At 42.9% G+C, this 19737-nt stretch carries 21 protein-coding genes; 17 read left to right on the top strand and 4 right to left on the bottom strand.

Going from position 1 to position 19737, the window contains the following annotated elements:
* Positions 1 to 30: 30 nt before the first annotated feature.
* Complete coding sequence (locus ACQKIC_RS08110) at positions 31 to 510, bottom strand: GAF domain-containing protein (RefSeq protein ID WP_402874928.1); 480 nt, start codon at positions 508 to 510, stop codon at positions 31 to 33.
* Between the two features lie 151 nt (positions 511 to 661).
* On the opposite strand from ACQKIC_RS08110, the gene refZ reads away from it, so the two are divergent.
* The gene (refZ, locus tag ACQKIC_RS08105) at positions 662 to 1318 is read left to right on the top strand and encodes a forespore capture DNA-binding protein RefZ (protein WP_402874931.1); all 657 of its coding nucleotides are present in this window, start codon (positions 662 to 664) and stop codon (positions 1316 to 1318) included.
* Here the strand turns inward: refZ and hisJ are convergent.
* Positions 1311 to 2123 (bottom strand): histidinol-phosphatase HisJ, encoded by an 813-nt coding sequence (gene hisJ / locus ACQKIC_RS08100; protein ID WP_402874934.1) that lies wholly within the window; start codon positions 2121 to 2123, stop codon positions 1311 to 1313. The genes refZ and hisJ overlap by 8 nt on opposite strands.
* Positions 2124 to 2291: 168 nt before the next feature.
* Between hisJ and ezrA the strand changes: the two genes are divergently transcribed.
* The 7 genes from ezrA (at position 2292) to rarD (ending at position 10019) form a co-directional block, all read left to right on the top strand.
* Positions 2292 to 3995, top strand: coding sequence for a septation ring formation regulator EzrA (ezrA, locus tag ACQKIC_RS08095; RefSeq protein ID WP_427590641.1), 1704 nt, complete (start codon positions 2292 to 2294; stop codon positions 3993 to 3995).
* A gap of 165 nt (positions 3996 to 4160) precedes the next feature.
* Entirely contained in the window at positions 4161 to 4295 is a 135-nt protein-coding gene (locus ACQKIC_RS08090; protein WP_427590640.1) for a hypothetical protein, read from the top strand.
* Positions 4296 to 4338: 43 nt separating this feature from the next.
* On the top strand, positions 4339 to 5487 hold the full coding sequence (locus ACQKIC_RS08085) for a cysteine desulfurase family protein (RefSeq protein ID WP_427590639.1): 1149 nt from the start codon (positions 4339 to 4341) through the stop codon (positions 5485 to 5487).
* Positions 5484 to 6695 (top strand): tRNA uracil 4-sulfurtransferase ThiI, encoded by a 1212-nt coding sequence (gene thiI, locus ACQKIC_RS08080; protein ID WP_402874942.1) that lies wholly within the window; start codon positions 5484 to 5486, stop codon positions 6693 to 6695. Before ACQKIC_RS08085 ends, thiI begins: the two co-directional genes overlap by 4 nt.
* 82 nt (positions 6696 to 6777) lie before the next feature.
* Positions 6778 to 6984 carry a small, acid-soluble spore protein, alpha/beta type gene (locus ACQKIC_RS08075; protein ID WP_402874945.1) on the top strand — a complete coding sequence of 69 codons (207 nt, stop codon included), beginning with the start codon at positions 6778 to 6780 and terminating at the stop codon, positions 6982 to 6984.
* Between the two features lie 148 nt (positions 6985 to 7132).
* Positions 7133 to 8716, top strand: a complete 1584-nt coding sequence (mbcS, locus tag ACQKIC_RS08070; RefSeq protein WP_402874948.1) for an acyl-CoA synthetase MbcS — start codon at positions 7133 to 7135, stop codon at positions 8714 to 8716.
* A gap of 373 nt (positions 8717 to 9089) precedes the next feature.
* Positions 9090 to 10019: an EamA family transporter RarD gene (rarD, locus tag ACQKIC_RS08065; protein ID WP_402874951.1), complete on the top strand. Its 930-nt coding sequence runs from the start codon at positions 9090 to 9092 to the stop codon at positions 10017 to 10019.
* A gap of 37 nt (positions 10020 to 10056) precedes the next feature.
* Here rarD and ACQKIC_RS08060 read toward each other — a convergent pair whose 3' ends face one another.
* Together ACQKIC_RS08060 and ACQKIC_RS08055 are read right to left on the bottom strand one after the other, a co-directional pair.
* Complete coding sequence (locus ACQKIC_RS08060) at positions 10057 to 10872, bottom strand: protein-glutamine gamma-glutamyltransferase (RefSeq protein WP_402874954.1); 816 nt, start codon at positions 10870 to 10872, stop codon at positions 10057 to 10059.
* 182 nt (positions 10873 to 11054) lie between these two features.
* Positions 11055 to 11858 carry an NAD kinase gene (locus ACQKIC_RS08055; protein ID WP_427590638.1) on the bottom strand — a complete coding sequence of 268 codons (804 nt, stop codon included), beginning with the start codon at positions 11856 to 11858 and terminating at the stop codon, positions 11055 to 11057.
* 203 nt (positions 11859 to 12061) lie between these two features.
* On the opposite strand from ACQKIC_RS08055, the gene sppA reads away from it, so the two are divergent.
* The 9 genes from sppA (at position 12062) to ACQKIC_RS08010 (ending at position 19732) form a co-directional block, all read left to right on the top strand.
* A complete protein-coding gene (sppA, locus tag ACQKIC_RS08050) occupies positions 12062 to 13063 on the top strand; it encodes a signal peptide peptidase SppA (RefSeq protein ID WP_427590637.1) in 1002 nt (333 codons plus the stop codon).
* A 12-nt stretch (positions 13064 to 13075) separates the two neighbouring features.
* Positions 13076 to 13606 carry an RDD family protein gene (locus ACQKIC_RS08045; protein WP_427590636.1) on the top strand — a complete coding sequence of 177 codons (531 nt, stop codon included), beginning with the start codon at positions 13076 to 13078 and terminating at the stop codon, positions 13604 to 13606.
* A 103-nt stretch (positions 13607 to 13709) separates the two neighbouring features.
* Positions 13710 to 14402, top strand: a complete 693-nt coding sequence (locus ACQKIC_RS08040; protein WP_402874309.1) for a DUF2953 domain-containing protein — start codon at positions 13710 to 13712, stop codon at positions 14400 to 14402.
* Between the two features lie 15 nt (positions 14403 to 14417).
* Positions 14418 to 14891, top strand: coding sequence for a GerW family sporulation protein (gene ytfJ / locus ACQKIC_RS08035; protein WP_427590635.1), 474 nt, complete (start codon positions 14418 to 14420; stop codon positions 14889 to 14891).
* Between the two features lie 125 nt (positions 14892 to 15016).
* On the top strand, positions 15017 to 15517 hold the full coding sequence (tpx, locus tag ACQKIC_RS08030; protein ID WP_402874315.1) for a thiol peroxidase: 501 nt from the start codon (positions 15017 to 15019) through the stop codon (positions 15515 to 15517).
* Positions 15518 to 15840: 323 nt separating this feature from the next.
* Complete coding sequence (locus ACQKIC_RS08025) at positions 15841 to 16827, top strand: class I SAM-dependent methyltransferase (protein ID WP_402874318.1); 987 nt, start codon at positions 15841 to 15843, stop codon at positions 16825 to 16827.
* 162 nt (positions 16828 to 16989) lie between these two features.
* Complete coding sequence (locus tag ACQKIC_RS08020; protein ID WP_427590634.1) at positions 16990 to 18204, top strand: acetate kinase; 1215 nt, start codon at positions 16990 to 16992, stop codon at positions 18202 to 18204.
* 176 nt (positions 18205 to 18380) lie between these two features.
* Entirely contained in the window at positions 18381 to 19223 is an 843-nt protein-coding gene (locus tag ACQKIC_RS08015) for an EcsC family protein (protein WP_407408171.1), read from the top strand.
* Positions 19220 to 19732 carry a MogA/MoaB family molybdenum cofactor biosynthesis protein gene (locus ACQKIC_RS08010; protein ID WP_402874324.1) on the top strand — a complete coding sequence of 171 codons (513 nt, stop codon included), beginning with the start codon at positions 19220 to 19222 and terminating at the stop codon, positions 19730 to 19732. Before ACQKIC_RS08015 ends, ACQKIC_RS08010 begins: the two co-directional genes overlap by 4 nt.
* Positions 19733 to 19737: the final 5 nt, after the last annotated feature.

Here is a 19737-nt window from a genome sequence, read left to right as displayed (position 1 = left end):
GTGACATTGTCACTCCCCTTCGTCTTGTTTCTATAAATAGTTGCAAAGGATGTCCGTTATTTTCTCCAACCCTTGTTGATCGCTTTCATCAAATCGGTTTGTGATCGGGCTGTCGATATCAAGCACGCCAATTAGCTTGCCATCCTTCATGAGCGGGACGACTATTTCCGATCTCGTGGCAGCATCGCAGGCAATATGTCCCGGGAATTGATGGACGTCCTCAACCCTCATGGTTTTCCGCTCAGCTGCTGAGGTCCCACATACACCTTTGCCGATTGGAATGCGGACGCACGCTGGAAGGCCTTGGAAAGGACCTAAGACCAATTCGTCTTTTTCGAGTAAATAAAATCCAACCCAATTGATTTCGCCCAAGAATTGGTTGAGCAAGGCGGATGCATTACTTAAGTTGGCAATCATGTTCGGTTCATCTTCGATAAGGGCTATGAGCTGTTTTTGTACGAGCGCATAGTTTTCTTCTTTATTTCCTTGATACATTTCGACATTAAACAAAAGGATTCACCTGTCTTCCGCATTATATTACAGGACTTTCTTGACAAGCCACTGGATGTAGAGAAATTGTCGAGAACTTACTAGAGGAGTTGGCCGGTTTCATACAGAATTAATCCACAAGACTTGTCTCAAAGAAAGCGAGGGATTGCCGATGAATCGCCAGACGCCAACGAAACAAGCTATTGTGGAAGCTGCCCTGCATTTATTTCATTTAAAGGGCTACCATGCAACATCCATACGGGATATCGCCAATAAAGCAAAAGTGAATGCTGCCAATATTGCCTACTATTTCAAGAATAAGCAGGGACTGTTGGAGTTCTGCTTCATTTCCTATTTAGAAGAATACCTTCTAGTCCTTGAAAGGAATATGGAACAACTGGAGATTAAAGGTCCACAAGAGTGCCTAATGAATCTAGTGAAGGATATCCTCACGTTTCAGAGAAAGAATTTTTTGGCGGCCCGATTCATCTATGGGGAATCGTCACTTGATTCCAACTTGAACCGTGAAATTCATTCGACCTATTTTACAAAAGAAAAATCTTACTTTCAATATATTCTGGAACAAGGGATTAAAAGCAGGAACTTCCATTCGGTTTCCATCCCCATGTTCATGTTGCAGTTAAAAGGCCTATTAACAGCGCCGGTCCTTCATACCCATTATGCGATGGAAGTCCTGCATGTGTTCCCTCAGGAAGCCTATTATACGAATCTATATGCAGAGGAAGTCGGTCGGTTCCTGGAAGATACATTATTCATTTCGGAAGAGCTGCAACCCCTGCTAGCGGGAAGACCCGAAATGTTTACTTGAATGAGCCCTTGAATTCCGGAATGAGCGACTCGAAACCCTGTCCTAAATCCTTGGCTTGATGGGCATCGGAACCATAAACGAGCGGGATGCCGAGATCCATGGCCCGTCTGGCAAAGCGCTCCGGAGGATAAGGCTCACCACAAAGTGGTTTTACGAAACCAGCTCCGTTATAATCAAGTGAATACCCCTGTTCCTTGATTAAGCCCAAAACTCGGTATACGCGGTCGTCAAAATTGTTTTCAGGCGGATATCGATGCTGGAATTTATGAACAAGGGTAATGTGCCCGATTCGTTTTGGTTTATAGATTCCTAGATCAGCACGAATTGATTTTTCTAAGGTATCGTAATATTTGGCATATACAGCATCGATGGATCCTAATTCGGTCGCAATCGAACGGAATGTAGCATCACTGAAATCGATGCAGTGCCAGTTCTGTTCCTGCTTGATGAAATGGACGGAAAGAATGCTGTCATCGAGGAATTCGCCGACTTCATTGAGGAATTCTTTTGTTTCCTTTTCGAATCCCTCTATAAAGTCAACCTCCAGGCCTCTTTTAATGAGGATTTTGTCTTTGTAATGCTCTTTTAATACATGGAGCTCTTGAAAGTAATCAAGGAGCAGGGTGGGATCCATTCCACTGTCTTTTTCAGGGGTCGGATCTTGAAAACCCGGTGGTAAAGGTGCATGTTCCGTGAACGTAATTTCCTTTAATCCGAGTTCAATTCCCCTTGTAATATAATCATCAAATGTATCCGCTGAACCGTGTGGGCAAAACGAAGTATGCACATGTCTATCAGATTTCATGTTCTTTCCCTCCCATATAAACGGTATTTGTAGCAATTTTCTACAAAAATTATATTTTTCTCGTCAAAAATTATTGCTAACATGGTATCATAAAAGCATTAAATTGAACATTTTTTACATTTATATATAAAAGAGCGTGGCTGTAAGGATTAGAACAGGGGGCTTACCATGGTATTCATATACATACTTGGAATAATAATCGTGTTATTTTTAATTTTCATAGTTTGGGGCTATTTTTACAAAAAGAAATACTTCAAGGAAATCGATCGTCTTGAATCCTGGAAGATCAGTATCTTGCATCGCCCCGTTTTAGAAGAACTATCCAAAGTCAAACAATTGAACATGACAGGTGAAACAGAAGAAATGTTCGAAAACTGGCGCGTGGAATGGGATGCCATCATTACGGATCATATGCCGAAAGTTGAAGAGCTCTTGTTCGATGCGGAGGAATTTGTCGATAAATTCCGTTTCAGCCGTTCGAAAGAGACACAGCGACAAATTACGTTAAAACTCGATGAAATTGAAGAAATGATCAAAAAAATCTTGTACGAATTGAATGAACTTGTTGGCAGTGAAGAAAAGAACCGAGTGGAAATTGAGGACATAAAAGAAACGTATCGCCAATTGAAAAAGACATTGCTTGCCCATCGTCATAATTATGGGAAAGCGGCGGATAAGCTTGAATCCTCCCTTGATGAGGTATTGCAGATCCTCCAGCAGTATGAGGAAGAAACGGTCAATGGGAACTATTTAAATGCGAGGGAACTTGTCCTTTCCATAAAGGAAAAGCTCACTGTCCTGGGTACGAAAATGGAAATGCTCCCTAAGTTATTGGTTGATAGCCAATCCGAGTTACATTCGCATCTTAGTGAATTGAAAGACGGATATCAGGAGATGGCCGGTCAGGGTTATCTATTGAGCCATATCCAATTCGAACAGGAAATCTCCCGTTTGGAGAATGAACTGGACCTATATAAGACACAATTGGAAAATGCAGAAACGGAAGCGGTTGAAACGGGAATCAAGGATGTCAGGGAAAGCATTGAGGTGCTATACGACCTACTGGAGAAAGAAGTGCTTTCCAAACAGTACATCCTGAAGAATGATGAAGTGCTCCGGAATATGATAAATGACCTTGAAGAAGAAATCGATGAGCAAAAAACAGAAACCGTGCATGTTCAAGAAACGTATCATCTCACTGAAAATGAATTGGAAGCACAACGGAAGATGGAAAAGCAAATTGCCCAGATTTCCAAACGCTATCAATTGCTTGTCTTGAAAATTGAAGATAATGTAATGGCGAGCTCGCTGATCAGTGAAGAAATGCAAAGCCTTGCCAAACAGCTGAACGAATTGCAAGAAAGCCAAAAGGACTTCAGTATTAAATTACAGGATTTAAGAAAAGATGAAATGGATGCAAGGGACTCACTGGCCGATTTGAAACGGAAAATGATCGAAACCAGCCGATTGATTACCAAGAGCAACATTCCCGGTCTGCCTGAAGAGTATAAATTGGTGCTTCAGGATGCTAAGGAAAGCGTGAGTGACGTTCAAAGCAAACTGGAGGAAAAACCTCTTGATATGTCCGCTGTCTATATCTACCTAGAAAAAGCCGTTGAACAGGTCAACAAGGTTTATGATAAGGCACATGAACTCATTGAACATATGTATCTCGCAGAAAAAGTGATTCAATTCGGTAATCGGTACCGTAGCAGTCATGAGACGGTTGCTGAAAGCTTGAGACAAGCTGAAGCCAAATTCAGGAGCTATGAGTATCAAGCTGCATTGGAAACGGCTGCCACCGCGATTGAAAAGGTCGACCCAGGCAGCTTACGAAAAATCGGAGCGAATCTAGAAGAAGTTCTTTCCTGAAAACCCGCTATGGCGGGTTTTTTCGTGTGATCACAAAGTAGATGATAGCGAGGCTTGGTTGAAGGCCCTTCAGAACGTTTTTAAATCCCGAGAGGCTTATTTAATCCAGGATGTAATGTCATGCTCCATATAAGCCTCAGGATGGCTAAAAAGCGGAGGGAAAGGATGAAGCAAGCGAAAAGAAAGGATGAAGCAAGCGAAAAGATGGGGGTAACTTGTTTACCTAGGTGTTTCCATTCTCTTTCAATTTCAATTATGTTAAAATTAGAAGTTGCAAGTGCAACATATGAAACGGACTAAAGACGATTTACATCATAGATACAAGAACATGGAAGGTGAAACCATGATTTATTTTGATAATAGTGCAACAACAAAACCATATCCAGAAGTGATTGAGTCATTCATAAAGGTGTCTACTGATTATTTCGGTAACCCATCTTCCCTTCATGGGCTTGGAGTGCAGGCCGAAAAATTATTGTCTGCAGCTAGAAAGCAGATGGCTGAATTGCTAAAGGTGAAAAGCTCGGAAATTTATTTCACGTCCGGTGGGACGGAATCGAATAACCTGGCGATCAAAGGGGTGGCACAGGCGTACGCTAACCGGGGAAAACATATCATCACGACGGCCATTGAACATCCATCCGTCGGTGATGCATGCCACTCTTTGGAGGAACAGGGATTTGAATTGACCTACTTGCCTGTCGATGAGCAAGGTCGAATTTCACTCTCCGACCTTGAACTCGCATTACGGGAAGATACGATTTTAGTATCGATCATGCATGTGAATAACGAAGTGGGTTCCATTCAGCCCATTGCGGAGATCGGTAGCTTGCTGAAACGTTACCCAAAAGCGCTTTTCCATGTTGACCATGTACAGGGAGCCGGTAAGGTTGATTTGCTAATAAGGGAAAATAATATAGACCTCTGTTCCATTTCTGGCCATAAAGTTCATGGGTTGAAGGGAACGGGCATCCTTTATATCCGCGATGGTGTCCGTATTCAATCCTTGTTCCATGGAGGCAATCAAGAGACGAAAATAAGAAGTGGCACAGAAAATGTGGCCGGCATTGTCGCTCTTTCCAAAGCTTTTCGCATTAGTATGAACAATCAACAGCTGTATCATGATAAGATGCAACAAATCCGGGATTATTTATACGAGGGCCTTATGAAAATGGATGGAGTCTTGGTAAACAGCCCATTAAATGGGGCTCTTCATATCCTGAATTTTTCCGTGCCCGGTCTTAAGTCGGAAGTATTGCTTCATGCTCTTGAAGCTGAGGGAATAGTTGTCTCGACTACAAGTGCCTGTTCTTCTAAAAAAAGGACGTCAAGCAAAACGGTGGAAGCGATGTTTCATGACTCCGTCCGTTCCGAGAGTGTGATTCGGATCAGCACCACTTATAGTAATCAATTGGAAGAAGCAGAGAAAGTCCTGGCAGCGATCCAGAAAATAGTCGCTAATTTAGAAAAAATAATGAGGGTTGCGAAATGAAATTTGATCATATAATTATCCGCTACGGCGAAATCTCGACGAAGAAAAGAAACCGCAAAGGCTTCGTGGACAAGATGAAGGCACATGTCCGCTGGAGTTTAAAGGATATCGAGGGCGTGCAGTTGACTTCGAATCGGGAACGGATGTATGTCCTGTTAAATGGGGTCGATCACAAGCCGGTCATAGAACGATTGAAAGGGATTTTTGGCATTCAGTCCTTGAGCCCCGCGGTTAAAATCGAACGGGACCTGGAAGTGATGAAAAATGCGGCTTTGTATTATTTGAACAACACACTTGGGGAAGTCGCTACATTTAAAATTACGACAAAACGGTCCGATAAGGATTTTCCATACAATACGGATGAAATAAATCGGGCGCTAGGCGGTCATTTGCTTCGTAATACCGAAGATTTAAAAGTGGATGTAAAAAACCCAGATCTGAATTTACTTGTGGAAGTGCGACGGGAAGCAGTGTATTTAACAGGTGAAATCATTCCAGGAGCCGGCGGTCTGCCATTTGGTTCAAGTGGTAAAGCAATGTTGATGCTCTCAGGTGGAATCGACAGTCCTGTTGCCGGATTCCTATCAATGAAACGTGGATTGGATGTGGAAGCGATCCACTTTTACAGTCCTCCTTTCACAAGTGAACGTTCCCGCCAAAAGGTGATAGACCTCGCAGGGAAGCTTGCTGAAATTAGTGGCAGCATGAAGGTCCATATCGTACCATTCACGGAAATCCAGTTACTGATCCAGAAACAGATCCCGGAGAACTACTCCATGACGACAACACGCCGCTTAATGATGCGTGTTGCGGACAAAATTCGTGAGAAAGAAGATGCAATGGCACTGATCACGGGTGAAAGCCTTGGACAGGTAGCAAGTCAGACGATGAGCAGTATGTATGCCATCAATGAAGTGACGAATACGCCCATTCTTCGTCCGTTAATCACAATGGATAAAACGGAAATCATCAAAATGGCTAGAGAGCTGGATACATTTGAAATTTCGAACCTTCCATTCGAGGATTGCTGTACGGTCTTCACACCGGCAAGTCCGAAGACAAAGCCGAAACGCGAAAAAGTCAATTATTATGAAAGCTTCGTGGACTTCGAAACATTGATTGAAAAAGCGGTGTCCGACACAGAGATTGTGACGGTCCAACCTGGACAGGTTTTCGACGATAATGAAGCGCTGGAAGACCTCTTTTAAAACCCTACAATTACCAATAAATAAGTAGGAATGAAGCCATGTGTTTTAACACACTCTATAATCACAAGGAGGTGAAAAACACATGGCAAACAACAACAGCTCAAACGACTTATTGGTACCTGGAGTAGAACAAGCTCTAGAACAAATGAAATACGAAATCGCTTCAGAATTCGGTGTGCAACTTGGTGCAGATACAACTTCTCGCGCTAACGGATCAGTGGGTGGAGAAATTACAAAGCGTCTAGTTCAAATGGCTGAACAACAATTAGGCGGCGGATTCAGACGATAAGATAATTGAATAAATATGGCTGCAGAGAGCGGGGGTTCCCCCGCTCTCTTTATTTTATTTCAGAAAAAAACATCGTTAAGATATTAAAATGGGGAAGTATCTTGTATAATGAGTAGGTACTAAGAGTTCATGAATGGAGGAGAAGAGAATGAAGCGTGAAGAATTATTGGCTCCGGAACATTACAACTTAGTGAGTGAAATGGAACGTTTTGCATCAAATCCGGAAAAAGTGGCAGTACTTTGGGAAAACGAAACCGGGCACAGAAAACAACTTACATATGAAAACTTATTAAAAAGCGCAAATAAATTCGGTAATGTCTTTATAAAAATGGGACTGGAAAAAGGGGATACGGTTCTGATCATCATCCCTCGTTTAGTTGAAGCGTATCAAGTATATTTAGCCGCCCTTAAAATCGGGGTGGTTGTCATTCCTTGCTCCGAGATGCTCCGTGCAAAAGATTTAAAATATCGGATCAATCACGGTGATGTAAAAGGGATTGTCAGCTATCATGAATACACCCATGAATTCAATGAAATTAAAGAAACAGAAAATCTCTTGAAATTCTCGATAGGACAACAAGTGGACGGTTGGCATGATTTGAATGGATTAGCTGAAGATGAGTCCGAACAGCTTGCTTTGGCTGATACGAAAAGTGAGGATATGGCCTTCTTATCCTATACTTCAGGTACGACAGGAAATCCTAAGGGAGTTGTACATACACATGGTTGGGCTTATGCCCATTTAAAGACATCGGCGGCAAACTGGTTGGGAATTAGCGAGGGAGATGTCGTCTGGGCAACCGCTGGACCCGGGTGGCAGAAGTGGATTTGGAGTCCGTTCCTGGCAGTCCTGGGGACCGGTGCAACTGGGCTTGCATATCATGGGAGATTTGAACCGAAGAAGTATTTGCAGTTGCTGCAGGATTACAAAGTGAATGCCCTTTGTTGTACGCCTACAGAATACCGTCTGATGGCGAAAGTGGATAATCTCGATGATTATGACTTATCTGCTCTCCATAGCGCTGTATCGGCCGGGGAACCGTTAAATCAAAAGGTGTTTGAAGTGTTTAAGAATCATTTTAACATCGAAGTGCGTGACGGATATGGCCAAACGGAAAATACGCTTTTGGTCGGTGTGATAAAAGGCATGGAAATTAAAATGGGCTCAATGGGCAAACCGACTCCAGGAAATCATGTCGAGATCATCGATGATGCCGGAAAGCCATGTCTTCCTGGCGTGGTAGGGGATATCGCGGTGCATGTGGATACGCCTGCCCTCTTCAAAGAGTATTTTAAGGATCCGGAACGCACGGCGAGACAATTTCGCGGTGACTATTATGTAACAGGGGATCAGGCTAAGAAAGATGAAGAAGGTTATTTCTGGTTTGAAGGCCGTTCCGATGATATCATCATCAGTTCGGGGTATACAATCGGGCCCTTTGAAGTCGAAGATGCGCTCATTAAGCATCCCTTCGTGAAAGAATGTGCAGTCGTAGCAAGTCCGGATGAAGTGCGGGGGAGTGTTGTTAAAGCATACATTGTCTTGATTGATAGTGTAGACCCTCATCGTCCAGATTTAATAAAGACGCTTCAGCAACATGTGAAAGACATGACGGCTCCTTATAAATACCCTAGAAAAATAGAATTTTTAAAGGAACTTCCTAAAACGACGTCCGGTAAGATCAAGCGGGTCGACTTACGTAAAATGGAAGAAAGACTCCTGGAAAAGTAGGAGGAAACTCGAACGTCAGCCATTGTGCTGGCGTTTTTTTAGTGAAGCAAAAATGTGGGATTAAATCAAATGAGGTGATACACTTACTGCATATTATGGGAAACTTACGTGCTAAAGAAGATCGGCAAGTTAGGGAGAGGCAGGCTTCTTATGGAAAAATGATGTCTGCAATATTTCCGGGGAAATCGACCTGAAAGGACAATGTTTGCTTTCTAAGTAGGTGGTCCTTGTCGTTTAAGGAAGACAATCGAATCGGAAGGGGAAAAGGGTAAGGGGTAAGTCATCAAAGAAATGAAGGTACAGAAAAAATCGTTCCATTAGAGCAAATTTGAGCGTGACTATGGAATGATGCAAAGGGAAAGAAGGAAAGGTTATGAAAGTAAGCGAACAAAAAGAAGGGGCGATTTATGCAGCCGTTTCTTATATGATGTGGGGCATTGTCCCGATATATTGGAAATTTCTTCAGGGCGTTGGGGCAGCGGAAATTTTAGCTCAGCGGGTATTATGGTCCTTCGTCTTCATGGTGGTTTTATTGGCATTCATGAAAAAATGGCGGGCTTTTGTCGATTATGTTAAAGAAATCCTAGGCAACCCCAAATTATTTGCCGCATTATTGACGGCCTCGCTATTGGTCTCAGCTAACTGGGGAGTGTTCATATGGGCTGTTAACTCAGAACGAATCCTCGACACGAGCCTTGGTTATTATATCAATCCGCTTGTCAGCGTTTTGTTGGGAGTCATCGTCTTGAAAGAAAAACTAAGCCGATCGCAGGTCGTTTCATTCATCCTCGCTGGAATTGGTGTCTTGATCCTTGGTATCCACTTTGGAACGATTCCATGGGTATCGCTCATCCTGGCCATCACGTTTGGACTCTATGGCTTGGCGAAAAAGATGATCAAGGCCGAATCAGCCGTGGGACTGACGCTTGAAACGATGATGGTGACGCCACTTGCGTTGGGTTACTGGATATATTTGATGCTCCATTCGGATTCGCAATTTTTCGCATCCAGCGGAACGAGCCTGATGTTGATGGGTGGGGGAATCGTAACGGCACTACCCTTACTGTACTTTGCGAAAGGTGCAGAGAAGGTGCCTTTGTCCATGCTTGGCATCCTGCAGTACATTGCCCCAACCTTGACTTTGCTCCTAGGGGTGTTCGTATATCATGAAAGCTTTACAAAAGCACACTTCTTGGCCTTTATCTTCATCTGGTCCGCATTGGTCGTTTATACACTTTCCATTACTAAATGGGGAAAAATGGGTGCTGGTAGATTTAAAGGAAAAAGAAATATAGGTGCCTAAAAAAGCGCTTGGAGGGATGATTCCCTCCAGGCGCTTTTTAGGTTAAATAGGTGTTGGAACCTATCTCGCCAACGATCATATTATCGAGTGAATCCGTATCGTCACGTTCACTTTTTATGGAGTAGGGCCGATAAGCGGAACTGTCGATTTGGATAATATGTGTTGTCAGGTAGGCGGAGATCATGGATCCCCAAATTCTGTTACTATTCAATTCGGTAATGATTTCTTGTTGATCGGTGACTCCGATACCATGCGCAAAGAAGAGGTTCTGGCCTAACATGATTGCATTTTCCCCTTGCCATTCCGGGGTGTTCGGAGCAAAGTCCGGATTTTTGAAGTATAAGCAGTCACCAGGTAAATAATCCATCCCCTCATGGACAAGGATGGAAAGATGTTGATGATAGTGCCAGTTGTAAAGAAACAGATCAGGAAAAATACGATCGAAATTCTTAGGTCCGATTGAATCCAGTATCGCTTTATAAAATACGACCAATATGGCTGTTCCGCATTCGAAAGAGTATAGTCGGCCGTTTATGAATATGTCATTCAATGCCATGTGTGGAGGGATATTCGGCCAGAGTTCAAAAGCCCGGTCTCTCGTGAGTTGCCAAACTTGTGGATTGCATAGGGAATCTTCGAGGATCGTAAATTCGGCCCCACTTTCCTCTAACAATACGGAAGCCTGAATGGCCTTCAGACGTATTTTTAAGTCGAAACGAAAATCTTCCAATGTGTCAAACTCAAAAACGGTAGGATATATGGCCATCAGCTGAATAATGGTTGATAGGTTCTTGTTTGTTATACCGGCTAGCAGCTGGCTAGCGTCGATCGGTTTGTGATTGATTTTTATCATGATGATATCCGCCTTTTGGTGAAGTTAATGTAAGGGGTGTTTGCATATACATGATAATTATATGAGTACTTGCATGAAAGTGTTAGACGACTAGACTCTTTTCCGGACTTTATCCTTAACAGGAGCGCAATCATAAAAAAGGCTTGGAAGAAACATCCTCCAAACCTGCAAATCTAGGCGTTTTATAAAAAGGTGCGTTTTACTTTTTCCCAATAGGAATTATCCTTTAATTTGACCGTTTTCATGACTTTCTTGCTTAAGCGGATCTTGATTTTCTCTATATTGCGAATACTCAGGGCCTCGTTGTCCAAGCCAATGATCGGGTAGCTTGGCCCGTTTTGCCCAAGGTGGACGGTCAGCGTTCGGTCGCCGCTCAGGATGAAGGACGAGCCTAAGGTCCGGTAGGTATTATTGTTGATCGAAGCGAGTTCACTGACCTGGAAGCATGGTAGAAGCGGATCGACTACTGCTCCATTCACGGACTTATTATAGGCGGTGCTGCCCGTCGGGGTCGCGATGATGATTCCATCTCCGCGCAGTGTTTCAAAATGGATGTGATCAATGAAAATGTCCATGATAAAGGTTTTGATGACGGATGTGCGGATGCTGAGCTCGTTCAAGGCATAGAAAAAGGGTTGGTCATCGAGCTGGATATCGATAACAGGATATTTACGGACCTCGATTTGTTCGTTCGTCATGGCAACGATCATTCTGTTTACGTCTTCCATGTAAAAATCACAATACATGTTCAAGTTGCCTGTGGTAGAAACGCCTGCATATAAACAGTCATCCCGAAACCCGGTTTTCCGGACGGCTTGTAGAAAGGTGCCGTCATCACCGATGCTAACGATGATGGTGGCCTTTCTATAATCCTTGACGACTTCAAATGAATATTGTTGCGCCAACTCCGTCAATCTCTTGACGTTCTTTATCATCTGCTCGTTCTGTACATGGAAAAAATAAATATTCCGGCGATTGGTCATCATGATTCCCCCATTAAATATGTATAGTCTTGTTAGGGCCTACTCAATAAAATCAAGGAAAAAGTTGATAGAACAAGATGCCTTGCCATTTCCAATTTGAGGATTATTTGCTACAATTTTAAGATGGTCTCATTTTATCATGGATTGAAACTTTTTTGTTTACAGTTCGTAAGATAAGAGTGATAGAAATTTAAGGGGGAACACATATGAATGGGAAGCGTTGGGCTGCTCTGGGTATCGCAGCCGTTTTATTTTTTGTTTCTATTGGCGTAGGTCTAGCCACCACTTTATTTGCAACCGATACAGAAAGTGTTTTCGAAGATTTTTTTGCGTCCGATAGCGGATTTTACGAAGAAGTCATAGAAGGCGAAGATCCAACCAATGTCATCGCGGTATTGGATGTAGAAGGAACGATTCAGGATACAGGGGAAGCTTCCCTGTTAAGTTCGGAAACCTACAATCACCGGGATTTCATGGACAAGCTGCAAATGGCGGAAGAGAATGACAATATCAAAGGAATTATCCTTCGAGTGAATTCACCAGGCGGCGGGGTTGTGGAAAGCGCTGAAATCTACGACAAAATCCTTGATATTAAAAAGGTGAAAAAGCCCGTATATGTGTCCATGGGTTCCATGGCGGCATCCGGTGGGTATTATATTTCTGCACCAGCCGATAAAATCTTTGCCAGCCCCGAAACCATGACAGGTTCACTTGGTGTCATCATGCAGGGGTACAATTACGAGAAATTAGCCGAGAAATATGGTGTCGAATTTGAAACGATCAAAAGCGGTACATACAAAGACATTATGAGTCCGACGAGGGAAATGACCGATGATGAACGGAAAATCCTCCAAAATATGATCGATAATTCGTATGATCAATTCGTCAAGATCATTGCCGATGGACGTGGCATGTCCGAAAAAGAAGTAAGGAAGATTGCGGATGGGCGGATCTATGATGGACGTCAGGCGAAAGAAGTTCATTTAATTGATGACTTCGGCCATTTGGATGATGTGATTGCTGCCATGAAAAACGATATCGATCAAAAAAATGCGCAAGTCATTCGTTATACAGGTGAAGCCGGATTCGGTTCATTGTTCAGTATGGGAGCGCAAAAAATATTGGGAAATGATGTGGAAACGGCCGTGTTGACAAAAATCCTTTCCTCTTCAAATTCCCCACGCTTGATGTATTTGTATGCGGAATAGGGGGGCTGAAGAATGACGGAACAAAATGATAGCAATGAAAGAATCGTACCATCCAATCTAGCATCGGAGCAGGGACCCATACAGCCAGAGCTTTTGCCAGTCCAACCTCTAGAGGATGATGGCGATGTGAAAGTCGTGAATTTTGCCGGTTTTTGGATGAGATTTTGGGCCTATTTAGCGGACTTGTTTGTGATTGGCAGTTTGAATCGCATCTTGATTCACCCCATCTTTAAGTTTTATAATGAGTCAGATAACCTTTGGTTTTCTGCTGAGGCCTTATTGACGGCCATTGTCTTTTTCCTTTATTTCATCCTGATGACCAAATTCTTCAACCAGACATTAGGCAAGATGATTTTTGGTTTGAAGGTAGTGGCCTTGAAGGAAGAGACGATTACCTGGGGTACGGTATTATTCAGGGAATTGTTTGGACGTTATATTTCCAAAGTTACCTGGGTCGGCTACCTTTTGGCAGGCCTATTACCCAAGAAACAGGCTTTGCATGATATCTTTGCGGACACGAGCGTCGTTTTAATTAGAAGATGATGCCCTTTTTAATAAATAAACCTGTAGGACTGCCATTTTAGGTCCAATAGGTTTATTTTTTTTTGACGAGGCCGATAATGAATGGCTGAAAGGGTGTGGATGTGTGAAATGGATTGTAATGATATTGGCTATCCTCATAGCGGTGTTGCTTCTTCTCATTTTCACTAAAGTCAGGGTGCATTTTACCTATAAGCGTATTCAAAAAGATGATCTTATCCATATGAAAATGACGGCCTGGCATGGCTTATTGCATTACACATTGAAGGTGCCAGTCATAAAGAAAGACGATGAATCGACGGCTCTCATCGTGGAGAAAGAAACGGACACGATGAATGATACGGAAAAGAAGTCGACGGCCAAGCTTACTCCGGAAGAGTTCATGGATGGTTTAAGCGATATGCGGGCCTTGATCCACCATATAGTTGATTTACATCGGATCATTCGGCACTTCCTCGGGAAAGTCCAAGTGAAAGAGTTTGCATGGCATAGTGTTATAGGGACGAAACATGCTGCCCAAACAGGGATATTAACAGGTAACTGTTGGGCCCTTAAAGGATCGATCATTGGTTTATTGACCACCTATCTGAATTTTCGGGTCATGCCTTCCTATACGATTACACCGGATTTTTATCGAAAACAGGCCAATACGTCCATTGCTTGCATATTAGAATTCAGAGTCGGGCAAGCTATACTGACTGGGATAAAACTGCTTCGCTACTGGAAAGGCGGTAAAGTGAAATTCAAGTCTAAGAAATTAGCGAAGCTAACTGGAGATTCCAATAATCAATCGATGTAGAGTGGAGGAATTTAGATGTCTGATCACCCAATACAAGGTTTAATGAAAGAAGCCATGGAGAACTTGAAAGAGATGGTCGATGTTAACACGATCATCGGAGACCCGGTGGAAACCCCCGATGGAAGTGTCATTTTAACGGTTTCCAAAGTGGGCTTCGGATTTGCCGCTGGAGGCAGTGAATTTGTGATCGATGGTAACCATCAAGGTCAACAGGGCGATTCAAAGCAACCATTTGGTGGGGGTAGTGGTGGTGGAGTATCCATTACGCCTATAGCTTTCCTTATTGTTGGTACACATGGCGTGAAGATGATTCATTTAGATGAAGGTACGCATCTTTTAGAAAAAATGATGGATTTAGCACCGCAGGTCGTTGATAAGATCCAATCGATGCTAGCTAAAAAAGATACTAATCAATCAAGGCAAGATAGCGGTCAAAGGAATTCAATGAACATGAACAATCAACAACCTAAACAGGATTTGGATTTCTAATGCGACTCGGCGTCCGCCGAGTTTTTCTTTTTGATGTAAAATTCTAAAATCCAATTAATTGCAAAATTACGATAAAACAAATATCATAAAGCTTGTACATAAAGCATATAAAGGAGGAATTTTTAATGGCTTCAGTTACTTTTAAAAACAACCCGGTCACTTTAGTGGGACCAGAACTTAAAGTTGGGGATAAAGCACCTGATTTTACAGTATTGGCTAATGATTTAACACCGGTTACATTAAACGACTCAAAAGGCACAGTCCGCATTATCAGTGTCGTTCCGTCCGTTGATACAGGCGTTTGTGATGCACAGACACGCAAATTCAATGAAGAGGCTGCCAAATTGGATAATGTGAAAGTATTGACGATCAGCAATGACCTTCCATTCGCACAAAAACGCTGGTGTGCTGCAAGCGGACTCGACAATGTCCAAGTCCTTTCCGATCACCGCGACCTTTCTTTTGGGGAAGCTTACGGTGTTGTGATGAAGGAACTTCGTTTACTGGCACGTTCCGTATTCGTCGTGAACAGTAACGATGAAATCACTTATGTTGAATATGTAAGTGAAGGTACGACTCATCCAGACTATGAAGGTGCCATTGAGGCAGCTAAAGCAGCAAAGTAAGGACTGAGCTCACTGAACCAGGCGCTGATGTGCCTGGTTTTTCTATTGGGTCGAACATCCTAAAAACAGGAAGATTGCCTTATGATGAATAAAGATAGAAACCCTCAAAACCAGACCTTTTCCTCATTCCCCAAAGAAACGCCTACCTGTGAGTTCACTGACGGACATTGCTTCAACCCAATGATAGGATAGCATGTACCGAATGGCTCCAATAAGGAAACATTCTGTCAAATAACTGATGAATGATAAACGGGGCTTACGACTTGTAAGTCTTACTCCTTACCTTTAAAATAAGGACAGAAGCAAACAGGAGGAATAAATAAGTGAAGTCTACCCCAGTTGAAGAACTATTTTATGAATTTGATGAAACAACCAAAATATTGCAAGATGAACTGTCGTGCACGTATCTCGATGCTTTGGGCGAGACCGGAGAGAATTTTTTCCAAGGGAAAGTGATGCAGGAAGAAATCAGTGAAGAATCAAAGAAAAGTTTGATGAAGCATTATGCTGAATTTTCATTGGAAAAGTATGAAAAGGAAGCCATCCGTAAAGCATACCAGCTGGCCATCCTTAAAGGCATGCAACAAAGCGTACAACCTAACCATCACATGACACCGGATGCCGTCGGGATTTTTGTCAGTTACTTAGTCGGCAAATTCACGAAGGATCAAAAAGAGATCGTCATGCTCGATCCAGCTGTTGGGACAGGAAACCTACTCTTTGCGATCATGAACCAGTTGACCGATAAAAACATGGCGTCATTTGGTGTGGAAATCGACGAAACCTTGATCAGGCTTGCATATGCCGGGGCTAATCTTCAAGAGCATCCCTTATCATTTTTCAATCAGGACAGCCTAGAGCCGCTTTTCATTGACCCAGCGGATGTGGTAGTCAGTGACTTGCCGATTGGGTATTACCCGAATGATGTCCGTGCAGCGGAATACGAACTGAAGGCAGAAAACGGGCATTCCTATGCACATCATCTATTCATAGAGCAAAGTGTCAAACATGTGAAAGATGGAGGATATCTATTCTTCATTGTCCCGAATAATTTATTTGTCTCGGAAGAAGCACCTAAACTCAATGACTATTTGAAAAAAAATACTCACATTCAAGGAATGGTGCAGCTTCCGCTTACCATGTTTAAAAACGAAGCGGCTGCCAAGAGCATTTTAATCCTTCAAAAGAAAAAGGATGGCGTCGAGGCTCCTAAGAAAGCCTTGTTGGTACAACTTCCGAAGCTATCTGACTTCGATGCGACTAGGTCGGTCATGAACCAGATGGACGATTGGTTTAAGGAAGAAAAATAAAAACAAAAGCTGATGCCAAAAGGCATCGGCTTTTGTTTTTAGAAGATAAAGAGTTTTTTAAATTATTAAATTTTTTATTGGTGGAATCCATTTGCCATGATAAGATATATACATTATATACTGCACGTTTGTAGACTAGCTTAGAGTAAAGGAGCAGGATGGATGTCTAAAATTATGGCTATAAACGCAGGCAGCTCTTCTTTGAAGTTTCAGCTTTTTGAGATGCCTAGTGAACATGTTATTACGAAAGGTCTTGTGGAAAGGATCGGTTTGAAAAACTCCACATTCACCTTGAGTGTTGAAGGCGAGAAGATTTCTGAAACGTTACACATCCCAAATCATGAAGTGGCTGTCGGGCTTTTACTAGAAAAACTGATTCACCACCAAATCATACACTCTTTCGAAGAAATAGATGGCATGGGCCATCGAGTTGTGCATGGTGGTGAAGTGTTTAGCGACTCCGTCTTAATCACAGAGGAAGTTATAGAAGAAATCGAGAAGCTTTCGGATTTAGCTCCCCTTCATAATCCTGCCAATATAACGGGCATCAAGGCGTTTAAGCAAATATTGGGTGAAGTGCCGGCGGTTGCTGTCTTTGATACGGCCTTCCATCAAACCATGGAACCCAGTTCGTATATGTATAGCTTGCCATTTGAGTACTATGAGAAATACGGTATCAGGAAATATGGATTCCATGGTACATCACATAAATATGTTTCCCAACGTGCAGCGGAAATGATAGGAAGACCGATAGAACAGTTACGGTTGATATCCTGTCATTTGGGAAATGGCGCTAGCATCACGGCCATCGAGGGAGGAAAGTCGATTGACACGTCGATGGGATTCACTCCATTGGCCGGCGTGACGATGGGTACACGTTCAGGGAATATCGATCCAGCTTTGATTCCTTACATCATGGAGAAAACGGGGACAACGGCAGATGAAGTACTGGATGTCTTGAATAAGAAAAGTGGGATCCTTGCACTGTCTGGCTTCTCCAGCGACTTACGCGATATCCAATTGGAAGCCGATAAAGGAAATGAGCGGGCTGAGCTTGCGCTAGAGGTATTTGCTGGCCGCATTCATAAATACATAGGTTCTTATACAGCAAAAATGGGCGGCGTGGATGGAATCATCTTTACGGCCGGCATTGGTGAAAATAGCCAGGACATCCGGGGGAGGATCTTGGATGGACTTGAATTCATGGGAGTTTATTGGGATGAAGACCTGAATCGTGCCTCTGGTGAGGAAGCCTTCATCAATTCCCCATTTTCCCCGGTGAAAATCATGGTCATTCCTACGAATGAAGAAGTCATGATTGTCAGAGATACGATGAATATCACAATGAATGAAAGTTTAGAAGATATGCTTTCCTAGAAGAAAAAAGCCTCCATGCCCATCAAGGGAATGGAGGCTTTTTTACGTGCGGATTTGCCCGGAGTTCTGTTTAGATGTTGATAGGTTGTAAAGCTGCTTCATATTCTTGAAAAGCTGTGCCGTATGGTATACTTAAAGGGAGAATCCACCAATTCTTTATAAAGGAGGCTTGTTGCATGGAATTCACAAATCGGGACATGAAAACTTGGAATGAAATTAGTGAATGGCAAGATAAACTGAACCAATATAATCCGACAGACCTGGCATCATTATATGATAAATGGCTAGAGCAAAGTTTTTCACGGTTGCCTGAAGATGTTCAACAACAATTTTTTGAAAAGCTTGATACTTGGTTATTTCACTTGCATGCGATGGTACAGAGCTCATCCATTCAAATAGACGCAAGAGACCGCATTTTGGCCTCGGCACGTGTATTCAATGATGAGATTGAGGAGATTAAGGATATACACCTTTTAACAATCGACCAGTTGAACTACATAGCGAACCAGCATATTGCGAAGCATCGTTTATATTCTTTTGTGCAGGGAGGAATAAGCGGTCGTGGAGGGTTGCTCCTACTGGGAAGTGATATCCCGGCCATGACAGTCATTAATGTTCGAACCGTACAGCTGATAGCGATGTCTTATGGTTTTGAAGGGAATACACCCTTTGAAATGATGATGGCCTTAAAGGTATTCAATGCAGGGGCGATGCCTAAGCGGCTCCAAGGAGTGGCTTGGGAAGAATTGGTCCGGGAAATTCAGACTGCGGAAGATGAATATTGGTATATGGGAATAGAGGAGCTGACGAATCCAAAGTGGATGGAACAGCCATTAAAGCAATTATTAAAAGCTGTATCCATCACGGTTTTCAGGAAAAAACTATTGGGCGGCGTTCCGCTTATCAGTATGGCCATTGGCGCCGGGGCTAATTACCAAATGACGAAAGATGTCAGTGAATTCGCCCAGAAATTCTATCAGTATCGTTATTTACAGGGAAAGAAGGCCGATGAAGAATGAGTGTCAAGGAACATAAAAAGGCCACTACGGAGCCGATTCGATGCAAGGTGATCACGGTCAGTGATACGCGAAACGAAGAAACGGATAAAAGCGGATCCTTGATGATGGACCTCCTAAAATCACAGGGCCATGTAGTGACAGAATATGAAATCGTGAAGGACGAACGGGGTGCAATCCAAGAGGCGATTACGGCCGGCGGAAAAAGCAATCAAGTCGATGCCATCCTAACCAATGGCGGTACAGGCATCGCAAACAGGGATGTCACGATTGAAGCGGTAAAAGAATTGATGACTAAAGAGATACCCGGTTTTGGTGAGCTTTTCCGTATGTTGAGCTATCAAGAAGATATCGGATCGGCAGCCATCCTATCAAGGGCGATTGCTGGAGTGGCATTTAATAAAGCGATCTTTTCGACTCCTGGTTCATCTGGGGCGGTTCGCCTTGCGATGAATAAACTAATACTTCCGGAATTGGGCCATGTTGTCGGGGAAATTCGGAAGGATACATAAGGAAA

It is taken from the genome of Peribacillus sp. NPDC046944 (assembly GCF_050272735.1).
GTDB lineage: Bacteria > Bacillota > Bacilli > Bacillales > DSM-1321 > Peribacillus.
Note: the sequence above shows the minus strand (reverse complement) of the source record. Positions and strands in the feature narration are given on the sequence as shown.

Coding starts and splice junctions, on each gene's coding strand:
- refZ (WP_402874931.1), top strand. CDS start 662: ATGAATCGCCAGACGCCAACGAAACAAGCTATTGTGGAAGCTGCCCTG.
- hisJ (WP_402874934.1), bottom strand. CDS start 2,123: ATGAAATCTGATAGACATGTGCATACTTCGTTTTGCCCACACGGTTCA.
- ezrA (WP_427590641.1), top strand. CDS start 2,292: ATGGTATTCATATACATACTTGGAATAATAATCGTGTTATTTTTAATT.
- ACQKIC_RS08090 (WP_427590640.1), top strand. CDS start 4,161: ATGAAGCAAGCGAAAAGAAAGGATGAAGCAAGCGAAAAGATGGGGGTA.
- ACQKIC_RS08085 (WP_427590639.1), top strand. CDS start 4,339: ATGATTTATTTTGATAATAGTGCAACAACAAAACCATATCCAGAAGTG.
- thiI (WP_402874942.1), top strand. CDS start 5,484: ATGAAATTTGATCATATAATTATCCGCTACGGCGAAATCTCGACGAAG.
- ACQKIC_RS08075 (WP_402874945.1), top strand. CDS start 6,778: ATGGCAAACAACAACAGCTCAAACGACTTATTGGTACCTGGAGTAGAA.
- mbcS (WP_402874948.1), top strand. CDS start 7,133: ATGAAGCGTGAAGAATTATTGGCTCCGGAACATTACAACTTAGTGAGT.
- rarD (WP_402874951.1), top strand. CDS start 9,090: ATGAAAGTAAGCGAACAAAAAGAAGGGGCGATTTATGCAGCCGTTTCT.
- ACQKIC_RS08060 (WP_402874954.1), bottom strand. CDS start 10,872: ATGATAAAAATCAATCACAAACCGATCGACGCTAGCCAGCTGCTAGCC.
- ACQKIC_RS08055 (WP_427590638.1), bottom strand. CDS start 11,858: ATGATGACCAATCGCCGGAATATTTATTTTTTCCATGTACAGAACGAG.
- sppA (WP_427590637.1), top strand. CDS start 12,062: ATGAATGGGAAGCGTTGGGCTGCTCTGGGTATCGCAGCCGTTTTATTT.
- ACQKIC_RS08045 (WP_427590636.1), top strand. CDS start 13,076: ATGACGGAACAAAATGATAGCAATGAAAGAATCGTACCATCCAATCTA.
- ytfJ (WP_427590635.1), top strand. CDS start 14,418: ATGTCTGATCACCCAATACAAGGTTTAATGAAAGAAGCCATGGAGAAC.
- tpx (WP_402874315.1), top strand. CDS start 15,017: ATGGCTTCAGTTACTTTTAAAAACAACCCGGTCACTTTAGTGGGACCA.
- ACQKIC_RS08020 (WP_427590634.1), top strand. CDS start 16,990: ATGTCTAAAATTATGGCTATAAACGCAGGCAGCTCTTCTTTGAAGTTT.
- ACQKIC_RS08015 (WP_407408171.1), top strand. CDS start 18,381: ATGGAATTCACAAATCGGGACATGAAAACTTGGAATGAAATTAGTGAA.
- ACQKIC_RS08010 (WP_402874324.1), top strand. CDS start 19,220: ATGAGTGTCAAGGAACATAAAAAGGCCACTACGGAGCCGATTCGATGC.